The sequence below is a fragment of the Pseudomonas sp. 05N433 genome, from assembly GCF_056396925.1.
The window spans coordinates 209,599-226,357 of sequence record NZ_JBFTML010000009.1 but is presented as its reverse complement, the minus strand read 5'-3'; the positions used below and the strand labels follow the sequence as shown (position 1 = coordinate 226,357).

The window sequence follows — 16,759 nt, the reverse complement described above, 5'->3', positions numbered from 1 at the left end:
TTATGCAGCCGTGTTGTGCAAAGTCAGGCTATGTAGCCCCGGTGTCATCGCCATGAAGCTTTGGTGATGCTTATATGACAGCCCACAAGGAGCCTCTTATGCCCTGGCAAACCCTGTTGAACCGCAGCGATCGCCTGCCCGCCGACCCCGACCTTGGCGAAGGCTTCGCGACCTTGTTGCACCGCTTGGGCACGGTCACCCCGTTCGAATTGGCGGTGAACGGCGGACGCCTGATGGCGACTCCGGGGTTGGCGTTTCTGGTGGGGTATCAAGCGGCGCTGCGCATGCTCTGGCCGAGCGCGCCGCTGAGCCTCGGTGCGTTGTGCGCGACCGAGCAACGCAGCTTGCGGGTGGCGGACATGCAGACCCGGCTGCGGGATCTGCGTCTGAGCGGACGCAAGGATTTCGTCACCGCCGGCGATGCCGCCGACTGGCTGCTGGTCGCCGCTCGCAGCGAAGAGCCTGGCAGCGATCCGCGCCTGAGTCTGGCGGTGGTTTACCCCGGCGAACCAGGCGTGCGTCTGGAGAAACTCGCGCCGTTGCCGTTGATGCCCGAGATCAGCCACGGTCGGCTGTTTCTCGACAACGCGCTGTGCGAATTGCTGGCGGGGGATGGCTGGGATGCTTACGTCAAACCGTTCCGTACCCTGGAAGACATTTATGTGCTGAGTGCGATGACCGCGTGGCTGTTCGGCATCGGCCAGGACAACGACTGGCCGCACACCTTGCAACTGCGTTTGCTGGCGCTGCTGGCCGGGTGCGCGGAAGTCAGCCGCCAGGCGCCGAACAATCCGGCCGGGCATGTGTTGCTGGGTGGTTTGTTTGCACAGTTCGACGGGCTCAAGGCTGAAGTGAATCAGGCCATGACCGACGGCCCGCCGCAGTGGGCGGCGATGTGGCAGCGCGATCAGGCCGTGATGGATCTGGCGGCAGGGGCGCGGGGCAAGCGGTTGGCCAAGGCGTTGGCGGGATCTTCGTTAGGGTGACGGGCCTCCCAAAACTGTCATCAACCTCGACTAGGCTCAGCAGGTTCATCCTCCGAGCGTCCTCCATGTTCAAAGGCTTGTCGCTGATTTCCATCCTGCTGTTCAGCTTCACGGCCCAGGCCGAAAACTGGCCGGCCGAGCAATGGTTGCCCGGCCCGACAGTCACCGGTCCGGCCGTTCAAGCCCTGGAAAACTACGCTTTCCCACTCTGCAACGACACCACCCGCGAGGGCATCCGCACCGATGCCTTGCTGGTGATCCATGACGGCCAACTCGTCTACGAGCGCTACGCCGGCCCGACCCGTGCCGACACCCCGCACCTGACCTGGTCGATCAGCAAAAGCCTGATGGCCACGGTGCTCGGCGTGGCCTATGGCGAAGGTCTGTTCAAATTGCAGGACCCGGCGGTGCAGTTCTATCCAGCGCTGGAAAAACACCCCGCCATGACCATGGCCGACTTGCTGCATTGGGCCTCGGGCCTGGATTGGCAGGAAGACTATGAGTACGCACCGTTGAAGTCCTCGGTGGTAGCGATGCTCTACACCCGAGGTCATCGCGACATGGCTGCGTTTACCGCCGACCATGACGCGTACGCCAGGCCCGGTCAGGCCTTCCGCTACTCCAGCGGCGACAGCAATCTGCTTTCCGCCGCGTTGAAAGCCATTGTTGGCCCGGCCCGATATCCGGATTATCCGTGGACCGCATTGTTCGAACCCTTGGGCATTCGCGGCGCGGTTTGGGAGGCGGATGCCACGGGGACATTTGTCGCATCGTCCTATGCCTACCTCACCGCCCGGGACCTGGCACGGGTCGGCCTGTTGATGGCGCGCGACGGTCGCTGGCGCGAGCGGCAGCTGCTGCCCAAGGCGTGGGTCGACTTCAGCCGTGAGCCGTTCGCCCGCTACCGAGCCAACCAGGATGAAGCGGTGCCTGGCGGGCATTGGTGGCTCAATCGAGCGGTGGACGGTGCAGCACAACCCTGGCCCGATGCGCCCGTCGACACCTTCGCCGCGCTGGGCCATTGGGGCCAGGCGATGTATGTGATTCCCAGCGAAAAGCTGGTGATCGTCCGCTACGGCGATGATCGCGATGGAAGTTACCGGCATAACGAACTGCTCAAACTCGCGCTCAAGGCGTTTGCCATGAAGGTGCAGCCATGAGCCGTCGCAGTTTCATTCGCCGTCGGCCGTTCAGCACGCTGTTGCTGGTGCTGCTGATCGCCGTGCTCGGCTGGGTCTGGCAGGAACGCGTGGCGCTGTGGGCTTTTCCCGACATCATCAGTGCTTACACCGCCAAGGAATACTGCTCGTGCCGGTATGTGATGAACAATCCGGCGGCGTATTGCCAGGGTTATGTGAAGCAGTATTTACCCACCAGCGGTTTCGTCGATGATGCCGCGAGCAAGCGGGTAACGGTCGGCGGATTGGGGCGCAGCAACAGCGCACAGTGGATCGGCGAGCGCCAGGGCTGCCACCTGCAACCCTGACGTGGTCGTACTCGTTGTGGCGAGGGAGCTTGCTCCCGCTCGGCTGCGAAGCAGTCGTAATGCCAGCGGCGGAGATCTGATTGGAGGAACTCATTGTCTGATTTCGGGAGCGCTTCGCACTCCAGCGGGAGCAAGCTCCCTCGCCACAAAGATTGGGGCGAAGTCACAGAAAGTTTGCAACCTGCCTCAAGCCAGTTAAGGTTCGCTCAGGTTTATCTGCCCCCGAGTTTCTATGTTCAAGCGGTTCATCTACAAAACCCTCGCTTCCCTGCTGCTGGCCGGTGTCACCGTGTCGGCCCAGGCCAATTGGTATCTGGACGGCGAGTCCTCGCGGCTGTCGTTTGTCAGCACCAAAAACGCCAACATCTCCGAAGTGCAGCGCTTTCTGGTGCTGCATGGCAAGGTCGACCCCAAGGGGCTGGCCGAGGTGGAAGTCGAGCTGGAGTCGGTTAATAGCGGTATTCCGCTGCGTGACGAACGCATGCGCAAGGAACTGTTCCAGATCCAGACGTTTCCCGAAGCGCTGATCACCACACAGATCGATTTGCGGCCAATCAACGACCTGGCGCCCGGTGCGCAACTGGAACTGCGCTTGCCGGTGACCGTCGACCTGCATGGCAAGCAACACCAATACAACGCCGAACTGCTGGCGACCCGTCTCGATGACCGGCGCTTTCAAGTAGTGACCCTCGAGCCTTTGGTGATCAGCGCCGAAGATTTCGACCTGGCCCCAGGCCTGGAAAGCTTGCGCAAGCTCGCCGGTTTGTCGGCCATCAGTCTGTCGGTACCGGTGGGTGCGGTGCTGATTTTCACGGCGCGCTGACATGCGTGGTGCAATTTTTCCGTGGCGCGAAGGCAATCGCTTCGAACTGCTGATCGACGGCCCGCAGTTTTTCCCGCGCATGCTGGTGGCGATTGCCCGCGCCGAAGAACAAGTCGAGCTGGAGCTGTACCTGGTGGAGGCAGGGGCCTGCGCTGAGGCGATGGTTCAGGCGCTGGTCCAGGCGGCCGAGCGTGGCGTGCGGGTACGCTGTCTGTTCGATGACTATGGCAGCCTGGCCTTCACCCTGACTTTGCGTCAGCGCCTGATGGCCGCCGGGGTCGAGTTGCGTTTTTACAATCGGCTGAGCTGGCGACGCTGGGTGGGCAACTTCTATCGCGATCACCGCAAGTTGCTGCTGGTGGATCAATCCCTGGCGGTCGTTGGTGGCACCGGGGTCACCGATGAGTTCTGGTCGCCGGGCGAAGACACCTGCGAATGGCACGAAGTGATGGTGGAAATCACCGGTCCCCTGGTCATCGACTGGCAATTGCTGTTCGACCGCCAATGGATCGCCAACCGCTATCGGCGTGCCTGGAAACCCGTTTCACACTTCGGTCTACCGCGCCTGCCGCGAGTGCCGGTGATGGGCGAGGGCATGGGCCGGGTCGCTTATGCCGACGCCCGCCAGCACCGGGACATTCTGCAATCGCTGATTCGCGCGCTGAACAGCGGCAAGCAGCGAATCTGGCTGGCCACGCCCTATTTCCTGCCAACCTGGAAAGTCCGCCGCTCGCTGCGCCGGGCGGCGAATCGCGGCGTCGATGTGCGTCTGCTGCTGACCGGGCCGCGTACTGATCACCCGTCGGTGCGCTACGCCGGGCATCGCTACTACCCGCGACTGCTCAGGGCCGGGGTGAAGATCTTCGAATACCAGCCGTGTTTCCTGCACCTGAAAATGGTGTTGATCGACGATTGGGTGAGTATCGGCTCATGTAATTTCGATCACTGGAATCTGCGCTTCAATCTGGAGGCCAACCTCGAAGCCCTGGACCCGGGGCTGACCCGAGCGGTGGCGGCGAGTTTCGAGAATGACTTTGCCTTGAGCCAGGAAGTCAGTCTTGAGGCGTGGAAGCGCCGACCGTTGTGGCGGCGGGTCAAGCAAAGGGTTTGGGGATGGGTGGATCGGGTGGTGGTGAATCTGCTGGATCGGCGGGGCTGAACACTTTTTCAGATCGTTCCCACGCAGAGCGTGGGAACGATCATCTTTTGCTTTCAGGCGGGGTTACAGCAACTCAAAGCTCTGCTGCGTCACGTCCTGTGAGTCCAGGCCGATCTCCACGTTGAACTTGCCCGGTTCCGCGGCGTACTTGAGCTGGGCGTTGTAGAACTTCAGGTCATCCTCGGTGATGGTGAAGTGCACGACTTTCTGTTCGCCGGCCTTGAGCAGCACTTTCTGGAAGTTCTTCAGTTCCTTGACCGGGCGGATCATCGAGCCGGTCACGTCCTGGATGTACAACTGCACCACGGTTTCGCCGTCACGCTTGCCGGTGTTCTTCACCACGACGCTGGCGTCGAGCTTGCCGGTCTTGTTCAGCGTGGTCGACGACAATGCCATGTCGGTCAGGCTGAACTGGGTGTAGCTCAGGCCGAAGCCGAACGGGAACAGTGGCCCGGTGGTGTCTTCGAAATACTGCGAGGTGTAGTTGCCCGGTTTGCCGGGAGTGAACGGCCGGCCAATGCTCAGGTGGTTGTAGTAGGTCGGAATCTGACCCACCGAGCGCGGAACGGTGATCGGCAGCTTGCCCGACGGGTTGTAGTCGCCGAACAGCACGTCAGCGATGGCGTTACCGCCTTCGGTGCCGCTGAACCAGGTTTCCAGAATCGCGTCAGCCTGCTCTTTCTCTTCGAGAATCGACAGCGGACGGCCATTCATCAACACCAGCACCAGCGGTTTGCCGGTGGCTTTCAACGCCCTGATCAGCTCGCGCTGGTTGCCTGGGATGTTCAGGTCGGTGCGGCTCGACGATTCGTGGGACATGCCACGGGATTCGCCAACTGCAGCCACTACCACATCAGCATCCTTGGCGGCTTTTACCGCTTCGTCGATCAACACGTTGGCCGGGCGCGGATCGTCCACTACTTCCGGGGCATCGAAGTTGAGGAAGTTCAGGTAATCGAGGATTTTCTTGTCGTCGGTGATGTTCGCGCCACGGGCGTAGATCAGCGTCGACTGCGCGCCGAGGGCATTTGTCATGCCGTCGAACAGGGTGACCGATTGCGCAGGTTTACCGGCGGCAGCCCAACTGCCCATCATGTCGATCGGTGCTTTCGCCAAAGGGCCGACCAGGGCGATTTTCGCGGTTTTCTTCAGGGGCAGGGTATCGCCCTGGTTCTTCAGCAACACCAGGCTGCGGCGCGCGACATCACGGGCCTCGGCGCGGTGCAGGCGGCTTTCGGCGTAGGTGTCGGCCGGGTCATCCTCGGCCTTGCCGATGCGCAGGTACGGGTCTTTGAACAGACCCATGTCGTACTTGGCGGCGAGCACTTCGCGCACGGCGTTGTCGATGTCTTTCTGTTCGATCTCGCCGGATTTGAGCAGTCCCGGCAGCTCTTTGCCGTAGAGCGTGTCGTTCATGCTCATGTCGATGCCGGCCTTGATCGCCAGCTTCGCCGCTTCACGACCGTCGCGGGCGACGCCGTGTTTGATCAGCTCGAAAATCGCCCCGTGGTCGCTGACTGCCAGGCCCTTGAAGCCCCATTCCTTGCGCAGCAGGTCGTTCATCAGCCAGGTGTTGGCGGTGGCCGGTACGCCGTTGATCGAGTTCAGCGCAACCATCACCCCGCCGGCACCGGCGTCGATGGCGGCGCGGTAGGGCGGCAGGTAATCCTGGTACATCTTGACCGGGCTCATGTCGACGACGTTGTAGTCGCGACCGCCCTCGACCGCGCCGTACAAGGCAAAATGCTTGACGCTGGCCATGATGCTGTCAGCCGCGTTCGCACCGCTGCCCTGCAAGGCCTTGACCATCACACCGGCAATTCGCGAAACCAGGTAAGTGTCTTCGCCGAAGCCTTCGGAGGTGCGGCCCCAGCGTGGGTCGCGGGAGATATCGACCATCGGCGCGAAAGTGATGTCGAGGCTGTCAGCCGCGGCTTCCTGGGCGGCGATGCGCCCGGACCGGCCAATGGCGTCCATGTCCCAGCTCGAGGCCAGGGCCAGAGGAATCGGGAAAATCGTGCGGTGGCCGTGGATCACGTCATAGGCGAAGAACATCGGGATCTTCAACCGGCTGCGCATGGCCGCGTCCTGCATCGGACGGTTTTCGGCGCGGGTGATCGAGTTGAAGGTGCCACCGATATTACCGGCCGCGATTTCCTTGCGGATCAGCTCCCGAGGCATTTCCGGGCCGATGCTGATCAGGCGCAACTGGCCGATTTTTTCATCGAGGGTCATTTGTTTCATCAGATGGCTGATGAAGGCGTCCTTGTTCTCTATCGGTGCGGGCGTCGTGGCGGCCAATACGGTATGACTGGCCAGGCTGACGAACAGGCCCAGCAAACACAGCTTCTTCATGAATGTTCTTCTCAAAAGGCCCAAGCGGCAGTGAATACGCGCCGGTCAGCCAAAATTTGGGGAGCGACTATTGTTGTTTGGGTATTACTCAGAAAAATGCAGCACACTTCTTACTGCTTTTTCGCTGGGCATCTTTTAGCCCATTGGCTCGATGCAATCCAGTAGCGGCGCAGATTATGCCCCAAGAGCCGGGGTCAAAGTTCGCCGGTTGTTTTATCAACGCAATGTGCAAGGGAGCATCAACCAGATGAATGTACGACACCCCTATCGGTCGAGCCTGCAGGTTGCAGCCTTGATGTTGCTGACCGCTCTGCTGGCCGGTTGCGGCATCAACACGATCCCGACCCTCGACGAGCAGGCCAAGGCCGCCTGGGGCCAGGTGCAGAACCAGTACCAGCGCCGCGCCGACCTGATCCCCAACCTGGTGGAAACCGTCAAGGGCTATGCCAAACACGAGGAAGAAACCCTGACCGCGGTGGTCGAAGCCCGGGCCAAGGCGACGTCGATCCAGGTGGATGCCAGCACGCTGGACAATCCGGAAAAACTCAAACAGTTCCAGCAGGCGCAGGATCAGCTGACCGGCGCGCTGAGTCGGTTGATGGTGGTGTCCGAGCGTTATCCGGACCTCAAGGCCAACCAGAACTTCCTGGCGCTGCAATCGCAACTTGAAGGCACCGAGAACCGCATCGCCGTGGCGCGTCGCGACTTCATCCTCGCGGTGCAGAAGTACAATACCGAGCTTCGTACCTTCCCCGGTCGCTTGTGGCACTCCGTGTTGTACAGCGACTTGCCGATCCGCGAAACTTTCGAGGCCACCAGCCCCGGTGCCGAAAAAGCGCCTGAAGTGAAGTTCCAGTAGGCGCCGGACCGGGTTTGAAGTGCCACCAAGGAAGAGGTTGCCAATGCGCGTGATGAAAGTGGGCCTGATGCTGTTGTTCTGGGTCTTTGCCCTGACGGCCCAGGCCGGGTTGAAGTTTCCGGAACTGACCGGACGGGTGGTGGACAACGCCCAAATGATCGAGCCAGCGGTGCGCGAGCAGCTGGTTCAGCAGCTTAATGCCCACGAGAAGTCCACCGGCGAGCAGTTGGTGGTGGTCACGTTGCCGGACCTGCAGGGCGCCGACATCGCGGATTTCGGTTATCAACTGGGACGCTACTGGGGCATTGGCCAGAAGGACAAGAACAACGGCGCGCTGCTGATTGTCGCGCGTGCCGAGCGAAAATTGCGGATCGAAGTCGGTTATGGCCTGGAAGATCGCCTGACCGATGCGCAGAGTTCGGTGATCATCAATCAGGTGATCACGCCGGCGTTCAAGGCCGGCAATTTCAGCAAGGGCATCAGCGATGGCGTTTCGGCGATGCTGGTGGTGCTGGGGGGCAATCCGCTGAACGAGCCGTCGACGGTGTATGAGCCGCGTGGCAATCAGGAGAGCGATTTCGTTGCGCGGCATCCGGGAATATTCGTGTTCCTGGTGCTGCTGTTTATCCTGACGATCTTCGTCGGCCAGATGTTCGGTATTCTGCCAAGTGGAGGGGGTAGAGGCCGGGGTGGTTTCGGTGGCGGGGGTTTTGGCGGCGGTGGCGGGGGCTTCAGTGGCGGCGGGGGCAGTTTCGGCGGCGGTGGTTCGTCGGGCGGCTGGTGATGACACGGCGGGAAACACAACAACAATAGCGAGCAGGCATTCATAAACATGGCATTACTGACTGAACACGAACAACGCAAAGTCGCCGAGGCGATTGCCCGGGTCGAGCGCGACACCGACGCCGAACTGGTGACAGTGCTCGCGGCCCGCGCCGACGACTATGCGTATATCCCGCTGCTCTGGGCCAGCCTGTTGGCGCTGGTGGTGCCGGGTATCGTGCATTACCTGACCGGTTGGCTGACCATGCACAGTCTGTTGCTGGTGCAATGGGTCAGCTTCATCGTGTTGTGCCTGGTGTTCCGGATTCCGAAAGTCACCACGCGCCTGATCCCGCGCTCGGTCCGTCACTGGCGTGCGTCGAACCTGGCGCGTCGGCAGTTCCTGGAGCAGAACCTGCACCACACCGTGGGCGGCACCGGCATGCTGATTTTTGTCTCCGAGGCCGAGCGTTACGTGGAAATTCTGGTGGATGAAGGGATTTCCAAACGGCTGGACAACAAGAATTGGGACGCGATTGTGGCGACGTTTACCCAGCAGGTGAAGCAGGGGCAGACGTTGCAGGGGTTTGTGACGTGCATCGAGGCGTGCGGCGAGTTGCTCAAGGTGCACGTGCCGGTGACCCAGGTGCGCAATGAATTGCCGAATCGGTTGGTGGTGTTGAGCTAAAAAGATCGCAGCCTTCGGTAGCTTTTGTGGCGAGGGGGCTTGCTCCCGTTCGGCTGCGAAGCAGTCGTAAAACCAGAGAACTGGGTGTGACTGAAGAAACTAGGGGGCCGCTGCGCAGCCCAACGGGGGCAAGCCCCCTCGCCACAGGAAACTTACTTGCCTCGGGATTCGCACCATTTGGTAAATAACTGCGTGTCCCGAACGGCCATCCCCCCTAAAATACCCGCCATTCCCCGATTCGCACCGCCCGAGGCCGTTTTTTCCATGTCTGTCACCGCCACTCCCGCCAGCCTCGCGCCGGATCACCACGCCCAGTTCATCGACCTGCTGCAAACCAGCCTGGACGCCAATGCCTTCATCAAACTGGTGCTGGCCAAGTACGTTGGTGGCGAAGCGGACTTGCAGCGGTTGATCATCAAGCAGCTGACGGTCAAGGATCAGCCGTGCCTGTCCTTCGTCTACCGCTACAAGACCCGCGACATCACCAAGAACCTGCCGATTGCCGAAGGTGTGGCGACCATTGCCGCGCTGTTGCCGGCATCGTTCAAAAATGCGCATTTACTGTCACTGACCGACGAAGCCCAGCTCGAATACAGCAAAAAGGGCAAATCTTCGCTGTTCAAGAGCAAACCTCAGCAATTGCGTGAAGTGCCGTCCGCCGAGCACAACCGCGAGAAGAACCGCTTCCTCGACCTGAACCGGCCGTTCCTCAAAGACCTCGGCGTGACCAACGCCCAGCATGAGCTGATCCCGGCGATGTCGCGCAAGTGGAAGCAGATCAACAAGTTCATCGAAGTCTTCAGCCATGCGCTGACCTCCTCGCCGCTGGCGCTGGACAAACCGGTGCGGGTGGCGGATTTCGGCTCGGGCAAGGGTTACCTGACGTTCGCGATCCATGACTACCTGCGCAACACCCTGAAAGCCGAGGGCGAGGTGACCGGTGTCGAGCTGCGTGAAGACATGGTCAAGCTGTGCAACAGCGCGGCGGCGAAGCTGGAACATCCGGGGCTGGTGTTCAAATGCGGTGACGTGCGCAGCGTGGCGCCGAGCGAGCTGGACGTGATGATCGCGTTGCATGCCTGCGACATCGCCACCGACTATGCGATTCATACCGGCATCCGTTCCGGCGCTGCGATCATCATGTGCTCGCCGTGCTGCCACAAGCAGATCCGCCTGCAGATCCAGAGCCCGGCGCTGCTCAAGCCGATGCTGCAATACGGCCTGCACCTGGGCCAGCAGGCGGAAATGGTCACCGACAGTTTGCGTGCGTTGTTCCTGGAAGCCTGCGGCTACGAGACCAAGGTGTTCGAGTTCATCTCACTGGACCACACCAACAAGAACAAGATGATTCTGGCGGTCAAACGCGCCGAGCCGGTGGACCCGGCTCAGCTGTTGGTGAAGATTCAGGAGCTGAAGGATTTCTACCACATCAGCGAACATTGCCTGGAAACCCTGCTGCGGGCTGACGGGTTCCTGGTCGCTAAGGCTTGAGCTGAACCCCCGCCGGTAACGTGCCCGGTTGCGCCGGGCGCACTGCGGTCTTGCGCCCGAGCATCACCGTCACGATCACCCCGGCCGCAAACAGCCAGGTAATCGGCTCGACGTGCTCACCGAAGAACAACGCCGAAAACGCGATGGTGAAGAAGATCTGCAGCAACTGGATCTGACTGACCCGGGCGATGCCGCCCATGGCCAGCCCGGCGTACCAGGCAAAGAAGCCGATGAACTGCGAAAACAGCGAGACATAACCGAAGGCCCACCAGGTCCTGGCCGAAATCTCGCCCTGATGTTGCAGCGCCAGGTACAACACCGGCCCAATCAGCAACGGCGTCGACAGCACCAACGCCCAGCAGATCACCTGCCAGCCGCCCATCTCCCTGGCCAACCGGCCGCCTTCGGCATAGCCCAACCCACCCACGGCAATCGCCCCGAGCATCAGCAAGTCACCGGCCTGAATACTGCCGGCTCCGCTGATCAGCGCATAGCCGAGCACCAGCGCACTGCCCAGCGCGGCGCAGGCCCAGAAGGCTTTCGACGGACGCTCATGGGACAGCCACGCGGCATACAGCGCCACGCACAGCGGTTGCAAACCGTTGACCAGTGCGCCGTGGGAGGCGGGCAGTGTCTGCATGGCCCAGGCCGACAGCACCGGGAAGCCGAGGATGACCCCCGCGATAACCAGTGTCAGGCCTTTGACCTGTTTCCAGGTGGGCCATTTTTCCCGGCGCCACAGCAATAACAGCGCAGCCGGAATCGCCGCGAACAGCGCCCGGCCAAGGCCATTGAGCAGCGGATGGAGTTCCTGCACGACGATCCGTGTGAAGGGCAGGGTCAGGCTGAAGATAACGACGCCGAGCAGGCCGAGGGCCATGCCGGTGTTTTCGCGCGAGGACATGATGGATGACCAGAATTCAGGGTGGCGGGAAGTTTCTTTATCTAGCCATAAACCTGAGGCTTTCCGCTGTTACAGCTGGGTGCAGAGTTATCCGTACAGTTAAGCGCGGTCCCTGTGGCGAGGGAGCTTGTCGGATCGCCGCACCGTCCCGTTCGGCTGCGCAGCAGTCGCAAAACCAGAGACCATCGATTGATTGACGAAGCCGGTAGGGCCGCTTCGCGCCCCAGCGGGAGCAAGCTCCCTCGCCACAAAAAGCCAATCCAGTTCATATCGTCCGTAGTAGTCGGTTATTACCCGACCCGCCGGATAAGGACTACCTTGAATACTCCTGCAGGCCCACGCATTTTCCAGAGGAGTCCTCCCCATGGCTGCTAAAAAAATCCTGATGCTGGTTGGCGATTACGTCGAAGACTACGAAGTGATGGTGCCCTTCCAGGCGCTGCTGATGGTCGGCCACACGGTGCATGCCGTTTGCCCGGACAAAACCGCCGGCCAGACCGTGCGCACGGCGATTCATGACTTCGAAGGCGACCAGACCTACAGCGAAAAACCCGGTCATCTGTTTGCCCTGAACTTTGATTTCACCAAGGTCGATGCGGCGGACTACGACGCGCTGCTGATCCCGGGCGGTCGTGCGCCGGAGTACCTGCGCCTGAACGAAAAAGTCCTGGCGCTGGTGCAAGCGTTCGACAAGGCTGGCAAACCGATCGCGGCCGTGTGTCACGGCGCGCAATTGCTGGCCGCTGCCGGCATTCTTGAAGGTCGCGAATGCAGCGCCTACCCGGCCTGTGCCCCGGAAGTGCGCCTGGCTGGCGGCACGTACATCGATATCCCGGTGACGGAAGGCCACGTTCAAGGCAATCTGGCCACAGCCCCGGCCTGGCCGGCGCACCCGAGCTGGCTGGCCGGTTTCCTCGGGTTGCTGGGCACTAAAATCACGCTTTAACGAGGGACCTGTCCATGTGCGAGCTCTACGTCAAGGCCGATCCGATTCTCTACGAATCGCGCTCCCGCTCGCTGCGCATCTGCGGGGTGGTGACCACCCTGCGGCTGGAGAACCAGTTCTGGGACATCCTCAGCGAAATCGCCGAGGTCGACGGCATGACCACCAATCAGTTGATCGCCAAACTGTATGAAGAGGTGATGGACTACCGCGGCGAGGTGGTGAATTTCGCCTCGTTCTTGCGGGTCAGTTGCATGCGCTATTTGAGCCAGCGCCGGGTGCAGGCACCTGAGTTGTCGGTGGTGCGGACGGTGGTGAAGTAGGGCGGTTTTGTTTGGACCTTACCGGCGACAGAAAACCTGGCTTGGTCTTTACTCTGAAGCGCGAAACCTCTCAATCGCCAAGGAGAACAAGCATGTCTGGATGGTACGAAGTGAGCAAAACCAGCAATGGTCAGTTCAAGTTTGTGTTGAAAGCGGCCAACGCCGAAACCATTCTGGTCAGTGAGCTGTATACCACGCGCGGTGCGGTCGATAGCGGAATCGCCTCGGTCCAGGCCAATAGCCCGCTGGACGAACGCTACGAGAAAAAAGCCACCAAGGATGGCCATCCTTACTTCAATCTGAAGGCCGGTAACCACGAGATCATTGGCAGCAGCGAGTCTTATTCATCCGATGCCGCGAGGGAAAAAGGCATCGCCAGCGTCAAGGCCAACGGTCCGACCACGGTGATCAAGGACAAGACCTTGCCGGTGTTTTAAACACACCGCATACCCACTGCGGGAGCGAGCCTGACGGCTCGCTCCCGCAGTGGTTTTGTGTGTTCCCGACGATCAGCGCAACGCGTTCAACAAACCCTGCAACTGACTGCGGCCAGTCTCGCCGAGTGCAAACACCGGCAACCGCGGGTCGCCCGCTTCCAGCCCGACCAGGCGCAAACCAGCCTTGATGGTCGCCGGCAAACCGCCCTTGAGGATGAAGTCCAACAACGGCAACTGGCGGTAGAACAGTTCGCGAGCCTTGCTCAGATCATTGGCCAATACCGCTTCGTACAAGTCGAGATTGAGCTGCGGGATCAGGTTCGGCGCCGCTGTGCACCAGCCTTTGGCGCCGGCCGCGAACGCTTCCAGTGCCAAGGGATTGCAGCCGTTATAGAACGGCACCCGGCCTTCGCCCAGCAGTTGCAGTTTGTGCATGCGCTGAATATCGCCGGTGCTTTCCTTGACCATAGTGACGTTGTCGACCGCGTTGAAAATCCGCAGGATCAACTCCACCGACATGTCGGTGCCGCTGGTGGCCGGGTTGTTGTAGAGCATGATCGGCACGCCGATGCTCTCGCCGATGGCGCGGTAGTGGGCGAGGATTTCCGCCTCGCTGAGTTTCCAGTACGAGGCCGGCAGCACCATCACCACATCGGCGCCGTGGGCCTCGGCGAAACGCGCGCGGCGCACGGCTTTGGCGGTGGTCAGGTCGGACACGCTGACGATGGTCGGGACGCGTTTGGCGACGTGGCGGATGCTGAATTCGCTGACTTGATCCCATTCCGCGTCGCTCAGGTAAGCGCCTTCGCCGGTGCTGCCCAATGGGGCGATGGCGTGGACACCGCTGTCGATCAGGCGGTCGATGGAACGCCCGAGCGCGTCGAGATCAACGCCTTCGCCCTGGGCGGTGAACGGGGTGATGGTGTAGCCGATGATGCCGTGAATGTTTACGGTCGACATGGCGTCTCTCCTTTCAAGAATGAGTGGGGTCAGTGCAGGCAATCGGCGTGTTGGCGCAGGTTCTGCCGGGCGTAGTAGTTGAATGCGGCAGCGTGGCGCTTGGGCTTGGATATCCAGTCGTGGGCTTCACGGCCCAGCTCGGGAAGAATCGGTTTGATTGCACCGGCGGCCATGGCCAGCAACTGCAACTTCGCTGCGCGTTCGATCAGTTGCGCAATGACACAGGCCTCTTCGATGGTCGCGCCGGTGGACAACTGGCCATGGTGGGAAAGCAGGATCGCCCGCTTGTCGCCCAAGGCCCCGGCAATCAGTTCGCCTTCTTCATTGCCCACGGGCACCCCCGGCCAGCCTTCGAGAAACGCGCAGTCGTCGTAGAGCGGGCAGAGGTCCATGTGGGAAATCTGCAGCGGTACTTCCAGCATCGACAGCGCCGCGACGTGAGTCGGGTGCGTGTGAATGATGCAGTTCACGTCCGGCCGGGCGCGGTACACCCAGCTATGGAAGCGGTTGGCCGGGTTGGGCATGCCGTGGCCTTCAAGCACTTCCAGGTCTTCGTTGACCAGCAACAGATTGCCTGAAGTGATCTCGTCGAAACCCAGGCCCAGTTGCTGGGTGTAATAGGTGCCCGGTTGCGGGCCGCGAGCGGTGATTTGCCCGGCCAGGCCGGAGTCGTGGCCGTTTTCGAAGAGAATGCGGCAGGTCAGGGCCAGCTTTTGCCGGTCGGTCCACGTATTATCCGCCAGGGTGTTTTGCATCTGTGTCAGCGCTTGCTTGACCAGTTGCTCTTTGGGTAGTGCTAATGTCTTGGCCATATCGGTGTCCTTTGGGTGGGGCATGCAAATGACACTAAAGAGGCTATATGACACTTTGTGTCATTGGCAAGGATAAATCGTTGCCTCCTTGATGGGTTAATCGCTCTACATGTCTATCCGTTTGAAATTATTGAGAAAAAAACTTGGCGTGACGCTGGAGGCCCTGGCCGAAAAATCCGGCATGACCAAGAGCTATCTGTCGAAAGTCGAGCGCGGGTTGAATACCCCGTCGATCGCCGCCGCGCTGAAACTGGCCAGGGCGCTGAACGTGAAGGTCGAGGAATTGTTTTCCGAAGACAACGTCAGCCTCGACAGCTACAGCCTGGTGCGCAACGACGAACGCCAGTCCCTGGCCGCCAACGACCAGAGCCCGGGTTATGCGGTGTTGGCCCATCAGGTCAGTGAGCGCAGCCTGTTGCCGTTCATCATTTACCCGCCGAGCGAGTTCACCGACAAAACCTTCAAGGAACACCTGGGGGAAGAGTTTCTGTTCGTCCATGAAGGGCAGGTGGAAGTGGACTTCATGAACGAGCGGGTGCTGCTCAATCGTGGGGATGCGCTGCACTTCAACGCGCAGAAACCGCATCGCCTCAGGTCAGTGGGCGAGGTGCAGGCGCAGTTGTTGGTGGTGGTGCATAGCAGCGAGGAATGAGGTTATCGGGCTTTTGTGGCGAGGGGGCAAGCCCCCTCGCCACAGGTCAGACCTCGACCGGCACGGTCAGCTTAGGGTTACCGAGCGCATGCGTCTTCGAATCAAAAAAACGCAACGCCACACCCGTCCCCTCGAACACCTTCGCGTAATGCCGCTTTTGATGCTGGATGAACGCCTTGCTGCGCGGGTAAATCGAGATCGCTACCACCTTCGGCTTCGCCTGTCGCAGTGCATGAGCGATGTGACTGTCCTGCTCGCCAAGGGCATGCCCGAAGATGCACAACCCGTCACCGTGGCCGAGTAACTGGTCGTAGCAGAACGACAGGTAATCCGAACTGCGAATGGTCTTGAGTTTGTCTTGCGCCGGGCCTTCGTTGACGAACAGCGGCACGTCGTCGAGGGTCTTGATCGTATTGTTGATCGCGAAATTGCCGAGCAACGTCCCTTCGGTCGACATCAGTTTGCGCGCCGTGCCGTCCTGATTGCGCACCAGATGCAGGCCGCCGTGCAGGTACAGCAAACGCGGTTTGTCGGTGGCGCTGGCACTCAGATCGAAGCCGGGTTCGGCACCCTGGAACAGGTCGGTCACGACGTCCGGCCGATGCTGGATCGCCCAATAGCTGAGCAAGTCGTAGTTGGTGGTGAACACCGTTCGATAGCTGCCCAGTTCCTGATTGATCGTCGCCAGCGTCGAAGGCTTCACCAGTCGCCACGGGATGTGCACCGCGTGCACGGTGTTGATCAGCGCTTCCTTGATCGCGTAGTAGCGATTGCGCGGTGCCGCAGAGCTGACGGCCAGGGCCTTGTTGACCCGGCTGGTGGTTTTCAGCGCGCCGAGAACCTGCTCGAAACTGCGCGTCTGCATCGCGTCGAACACGCTCAGCTCGGACTGGCTCAGCGGTTTTTCTTCGACGGTGCGGGCATTTTCGAACAGCGAGTCGTAGCCGAAGTCGTCCCACACGGCGCGGCTGGCGCCGTTACCCACCAGCAGGCCGCCGAATGAGGCGGTGGTGCGCAAGGCGTTCCAGTCTTCAAGTTGGGCATCGACATCCTGGAAATCGGTCATTGCGTTTGTCGTCTCGAAGCAAAAGGTCTGATGGACGGCGACTTTATCACGCC

General features: G+C 60.8%; 18 protein-coding genes. 13 read left to right on the top strand and 5 right to left on the bottom strand.

The window, feature by feature from the left end; all coding sequences use genetic code 11:
• Nucleotides 1-98 precede the first annotated feature (98 nt).
• The 5 genes from AC1DIS_RS06755 (at nucleotide 99) to AC1DIS_RS06735 (ending at nucleotide 4,454) form a co-directional block, all read left to right on the top strand.
• Nucleotides 99-986: an acyl-CoA dehydrogenase middle domain-containing protein gene (locus AC1DIS_RS06755; protein ID WP_086944804.1), complete on the top strand. Its 888-nt coding sequence runs from the start codon at nucleotides 99-101 to the stop codon at nucleotides 984-986.
• A gap of 65 nt (nucleotides 987-1,051) precedes the next feature.
• Entirely contained in the window at nucleotides 1,052-2,146 is a 1,095-nt protein-coding gene (locus AC1DIS_RS06750) for a serine hydrolase domain-containing protein (protein WP_477743372.1), read from the top strand.
• On the top strand, nucleotides 2,143-2,472 hold the full coding sequence (locus AC1DIS_RS06745; protein WP_477743373.1) for an amidase: 330 nt from the start codon (nucleotides 2,143-2,145) through the stop codon (nucleotides 2,470-2,472). Before AC1DIS_RS06750 ends, AC1DIS_RS06745 begins: the two co-directional genes overlap by 4 nt.
• Nucleotides 2,473-2,704: 232 nt before the next feature.
• A complete protein-coding gene (locus AC1DIS_RS06740) occupies nucleotides 2,705-3,295 on the top strand; it encodes a YceI family protein (protein WP_018926850.1) in 591 nt (196 codons plus the stop codon).
• Nucleotide 3,296: 1 nt separating this feature from the next.
• A complete protein-coding gene (locus AC1DIS_RS06735) occupies nucleotides 3,297-4,454 on the top strand; it encodes a phospholipase D-like domain-containing protein (protein ID WP_018926849.1) in 1,158 nt (385 codons plus the stop codon).
• A gap of 63 nt (nucleotides 4,455-4,517) precedes the next feature.
• Here the strand turns inward: AC1DIS_RS06735 and bglX are convergent, their stop codons facing one another.
• Entirely contained in the window at nucleotides 4,518-6,809 is a 2,292-nt protein-coding gene (gene bglX, locus AC1DIS_RS06730) for a beta-glucosidase BglX (RefSeq protein ID WP_018926848.1), read from the bottom strand.
• Between the two features lie 247 nt (nucleotides 6,810-7,056).
• Between bglX and AC1DIS_RS06725 the strand changes: the two genes are divergently transcribed.
• The 4 genes from AC1DIS_RS06725 (at nucleotide 7,057) to AC1DIS_RS06710 (ending at nucleotide 10,609) form a co-directional block, all read left to right on the top strand.
• Complete coding sequence (locus AC1DIS_RS06725; protein ID WP_064621343.1) at nucleotides 7,057-7,668, top strand: LemA family protein; 612 nt, start codon at nucleotides 7,057-7,059, stop codon at nucleotides 7,666-7,668.
• Nucleotides 7,669-7,711: 43 nt separating this feature from the next.
• Nucleotides 7,712-8,452 carry a TPM domain-containing protein gene (locus AC1DIS_RS06720; RefSeq protein WP_064619843.1) on the top strand — a complete coding sequence of 247 codons (741 nt, stop codon included), beginning with the start codon at nucleotides 7,712-7,714 and terminating at the stop codon, nucleotides 8,450-8,452.
• Nucleotides 8,453-8,500: 48 nt separating this feature from the next.
• Nucleotides 8,501-9,118 (top strand): TPM domain-containing protein, encoded by a 618-nt coding sequence (locus AC1DIS_RS06715; protein ID WP_018926845.1) that lies wholly within the window; start codon nucleotides 8,501-8,503, stop codon nucleotides 9,116-9,118.
• 264 nt (nucleotides 9,119-9,382) lie between these two features.
• Nucleotides 9,383-10,609: a class I SAM-dependent methyltransferase gene (locus tag AC1DIS_RS06710; RefSeq protein ID WP_064619840.1), complete on the top strand. Its 1,227-nt coding sequence runs from the start codon at nucleotides 9,383-9,385 to the stop codon at nucleotides 10,607-10,609.
• Here the strand turns inward: AC1DIS_RS06710 and AC1DIS_RS06705 are convergent.
• Nucleotides 10,599-11,513: a DMT family transporter gene (locus AC1DIS_RS06705; protein ID WP_086944807.1), complete on the bottom strand. Its 915-nt coding sequence runs from the start codon at nucleotides 11,511-11,513 to the stop codon at nucleotides 10,599-10,601. The genes AC1DIS_RS06710 and AC1DIS_RS06705 overlap by 11 nt on opposite strands.
• A 364-nt stretch (nucleotides 11,514-11,877) precedes the next feature.
• Between AC1DIS_RS06705 and AC1DIS_RS06700 the strand changes: the two genes are divergently transcribed.
• The 3 genes from AC1DIS_RS06700 to AC1DIS_RS06690 all read left to right on the top strand — a co-directional run bounded on the left by AC1DIS_RS06700 (nucleotide 11,878) and on the right by AC1DIS_RS06690 (nucleotide 13,216).
• On the top strand, nucleotides 11,878-12,459 hold the full coding sequence (locus AC1DIS_RS06700; protein WP_018926842.1) for a DJ-1/PfpI family protein: 582 nt from the start codon (nucleotides 11,878-11,880) through the stop codon (nucleotides 12,457-12,459).
• A 14-nt stretch (nucleotides 12,460-12,473) separates the two neighbouring features.
• Nucleotides 12,474-12,779, top strand: a complete 306-nt coding sequence (locus tag AC1DIS_RS06695) for a ribbon-helix-helix domain-containing protein (RefSeq protein WP_019580887.1) — start codon at nucleotides 12,474-12,476, stop codon at nucleotides 12,777-12,779.
• Between the two features lie 92 nt (nucleotides 12,780-12,871).
• Nucleotides 12,872-13,216 carry a YegP family protein gene (locus tag AC1DIS_RS06690; protein ID WP_018926840.1) on the top strand — a complete coding sequence of 115 codons (345 nt, stop codon included), beginning with the start codon at nucleotides 12,872-12,874 and terminating at the stop codon, nucleotides 13,214-13,216.
• A 72-nt stretch (nucleotides 13,217-13,288) separates the two neighbouring features.
• Here AC1DIS_RS06690 and AC1DIS_RS06685 read toward each other — a convergent pair whose 3' ends face one another.
• A complete protein-coding gene (locus tag AC1DIS_RS06685) occupies nucleotides 13,289-14,176 on the bottom strand; it encodes a dihydrodipicolinate synthase family protein (protein WP_018926839.1) in 888 nt (295 codons plus the stop codon).
• A gap of 29 nt (nucleotides 14,177-14,205) precedes the next feature.
• A complete protein-coding gene (locus AC1DIS_RS06680) occupies nucleotides 14,206-14,988 on the bottom strand; it encodes an aldolase (RefSeq protein WP_064619831.1) in 783 nt (260 codons plus the stop codon).
• 109 nt (nucleotides 14,989-15,097) lie between these two features.
• Between AC1DIS_RS06680 and AC1DIS_RS06675 the strand changes: the two genes are divergently transcribed.
• Nucleotides 15,098-15,640, top strand: coding sequence for a helix-turn-helix domain-containing protein (locus AC1DIS_RS06675; protein WP_086944809.1), 543 nt, complete (start codon nucleotides 15,098-15,100; stop codon nucleotides 15,638-15,640).
• 46 nt (nucleotides 15,641-15,686) lie between these two features.
• On the opposite strand, the gene AC1DIS_RS06670 is transcribed toward AC1DIS_RS06675, so the two are convergent.
• Nucleotides 15,687-16,706: a DUF4917 family protein gene (locus AC1DIS_RS06670; RefSeq protein WP_018926836.1), complete on the bottom strand. Its 1,020-nt coding sequence runs from the start codon at nucleotides 16,704-16,706 to the stop codon at nucleotides 15,687-15,689.
• Nucleotides 16,707-16,759 lie beyond the last annotated feature (53 nt).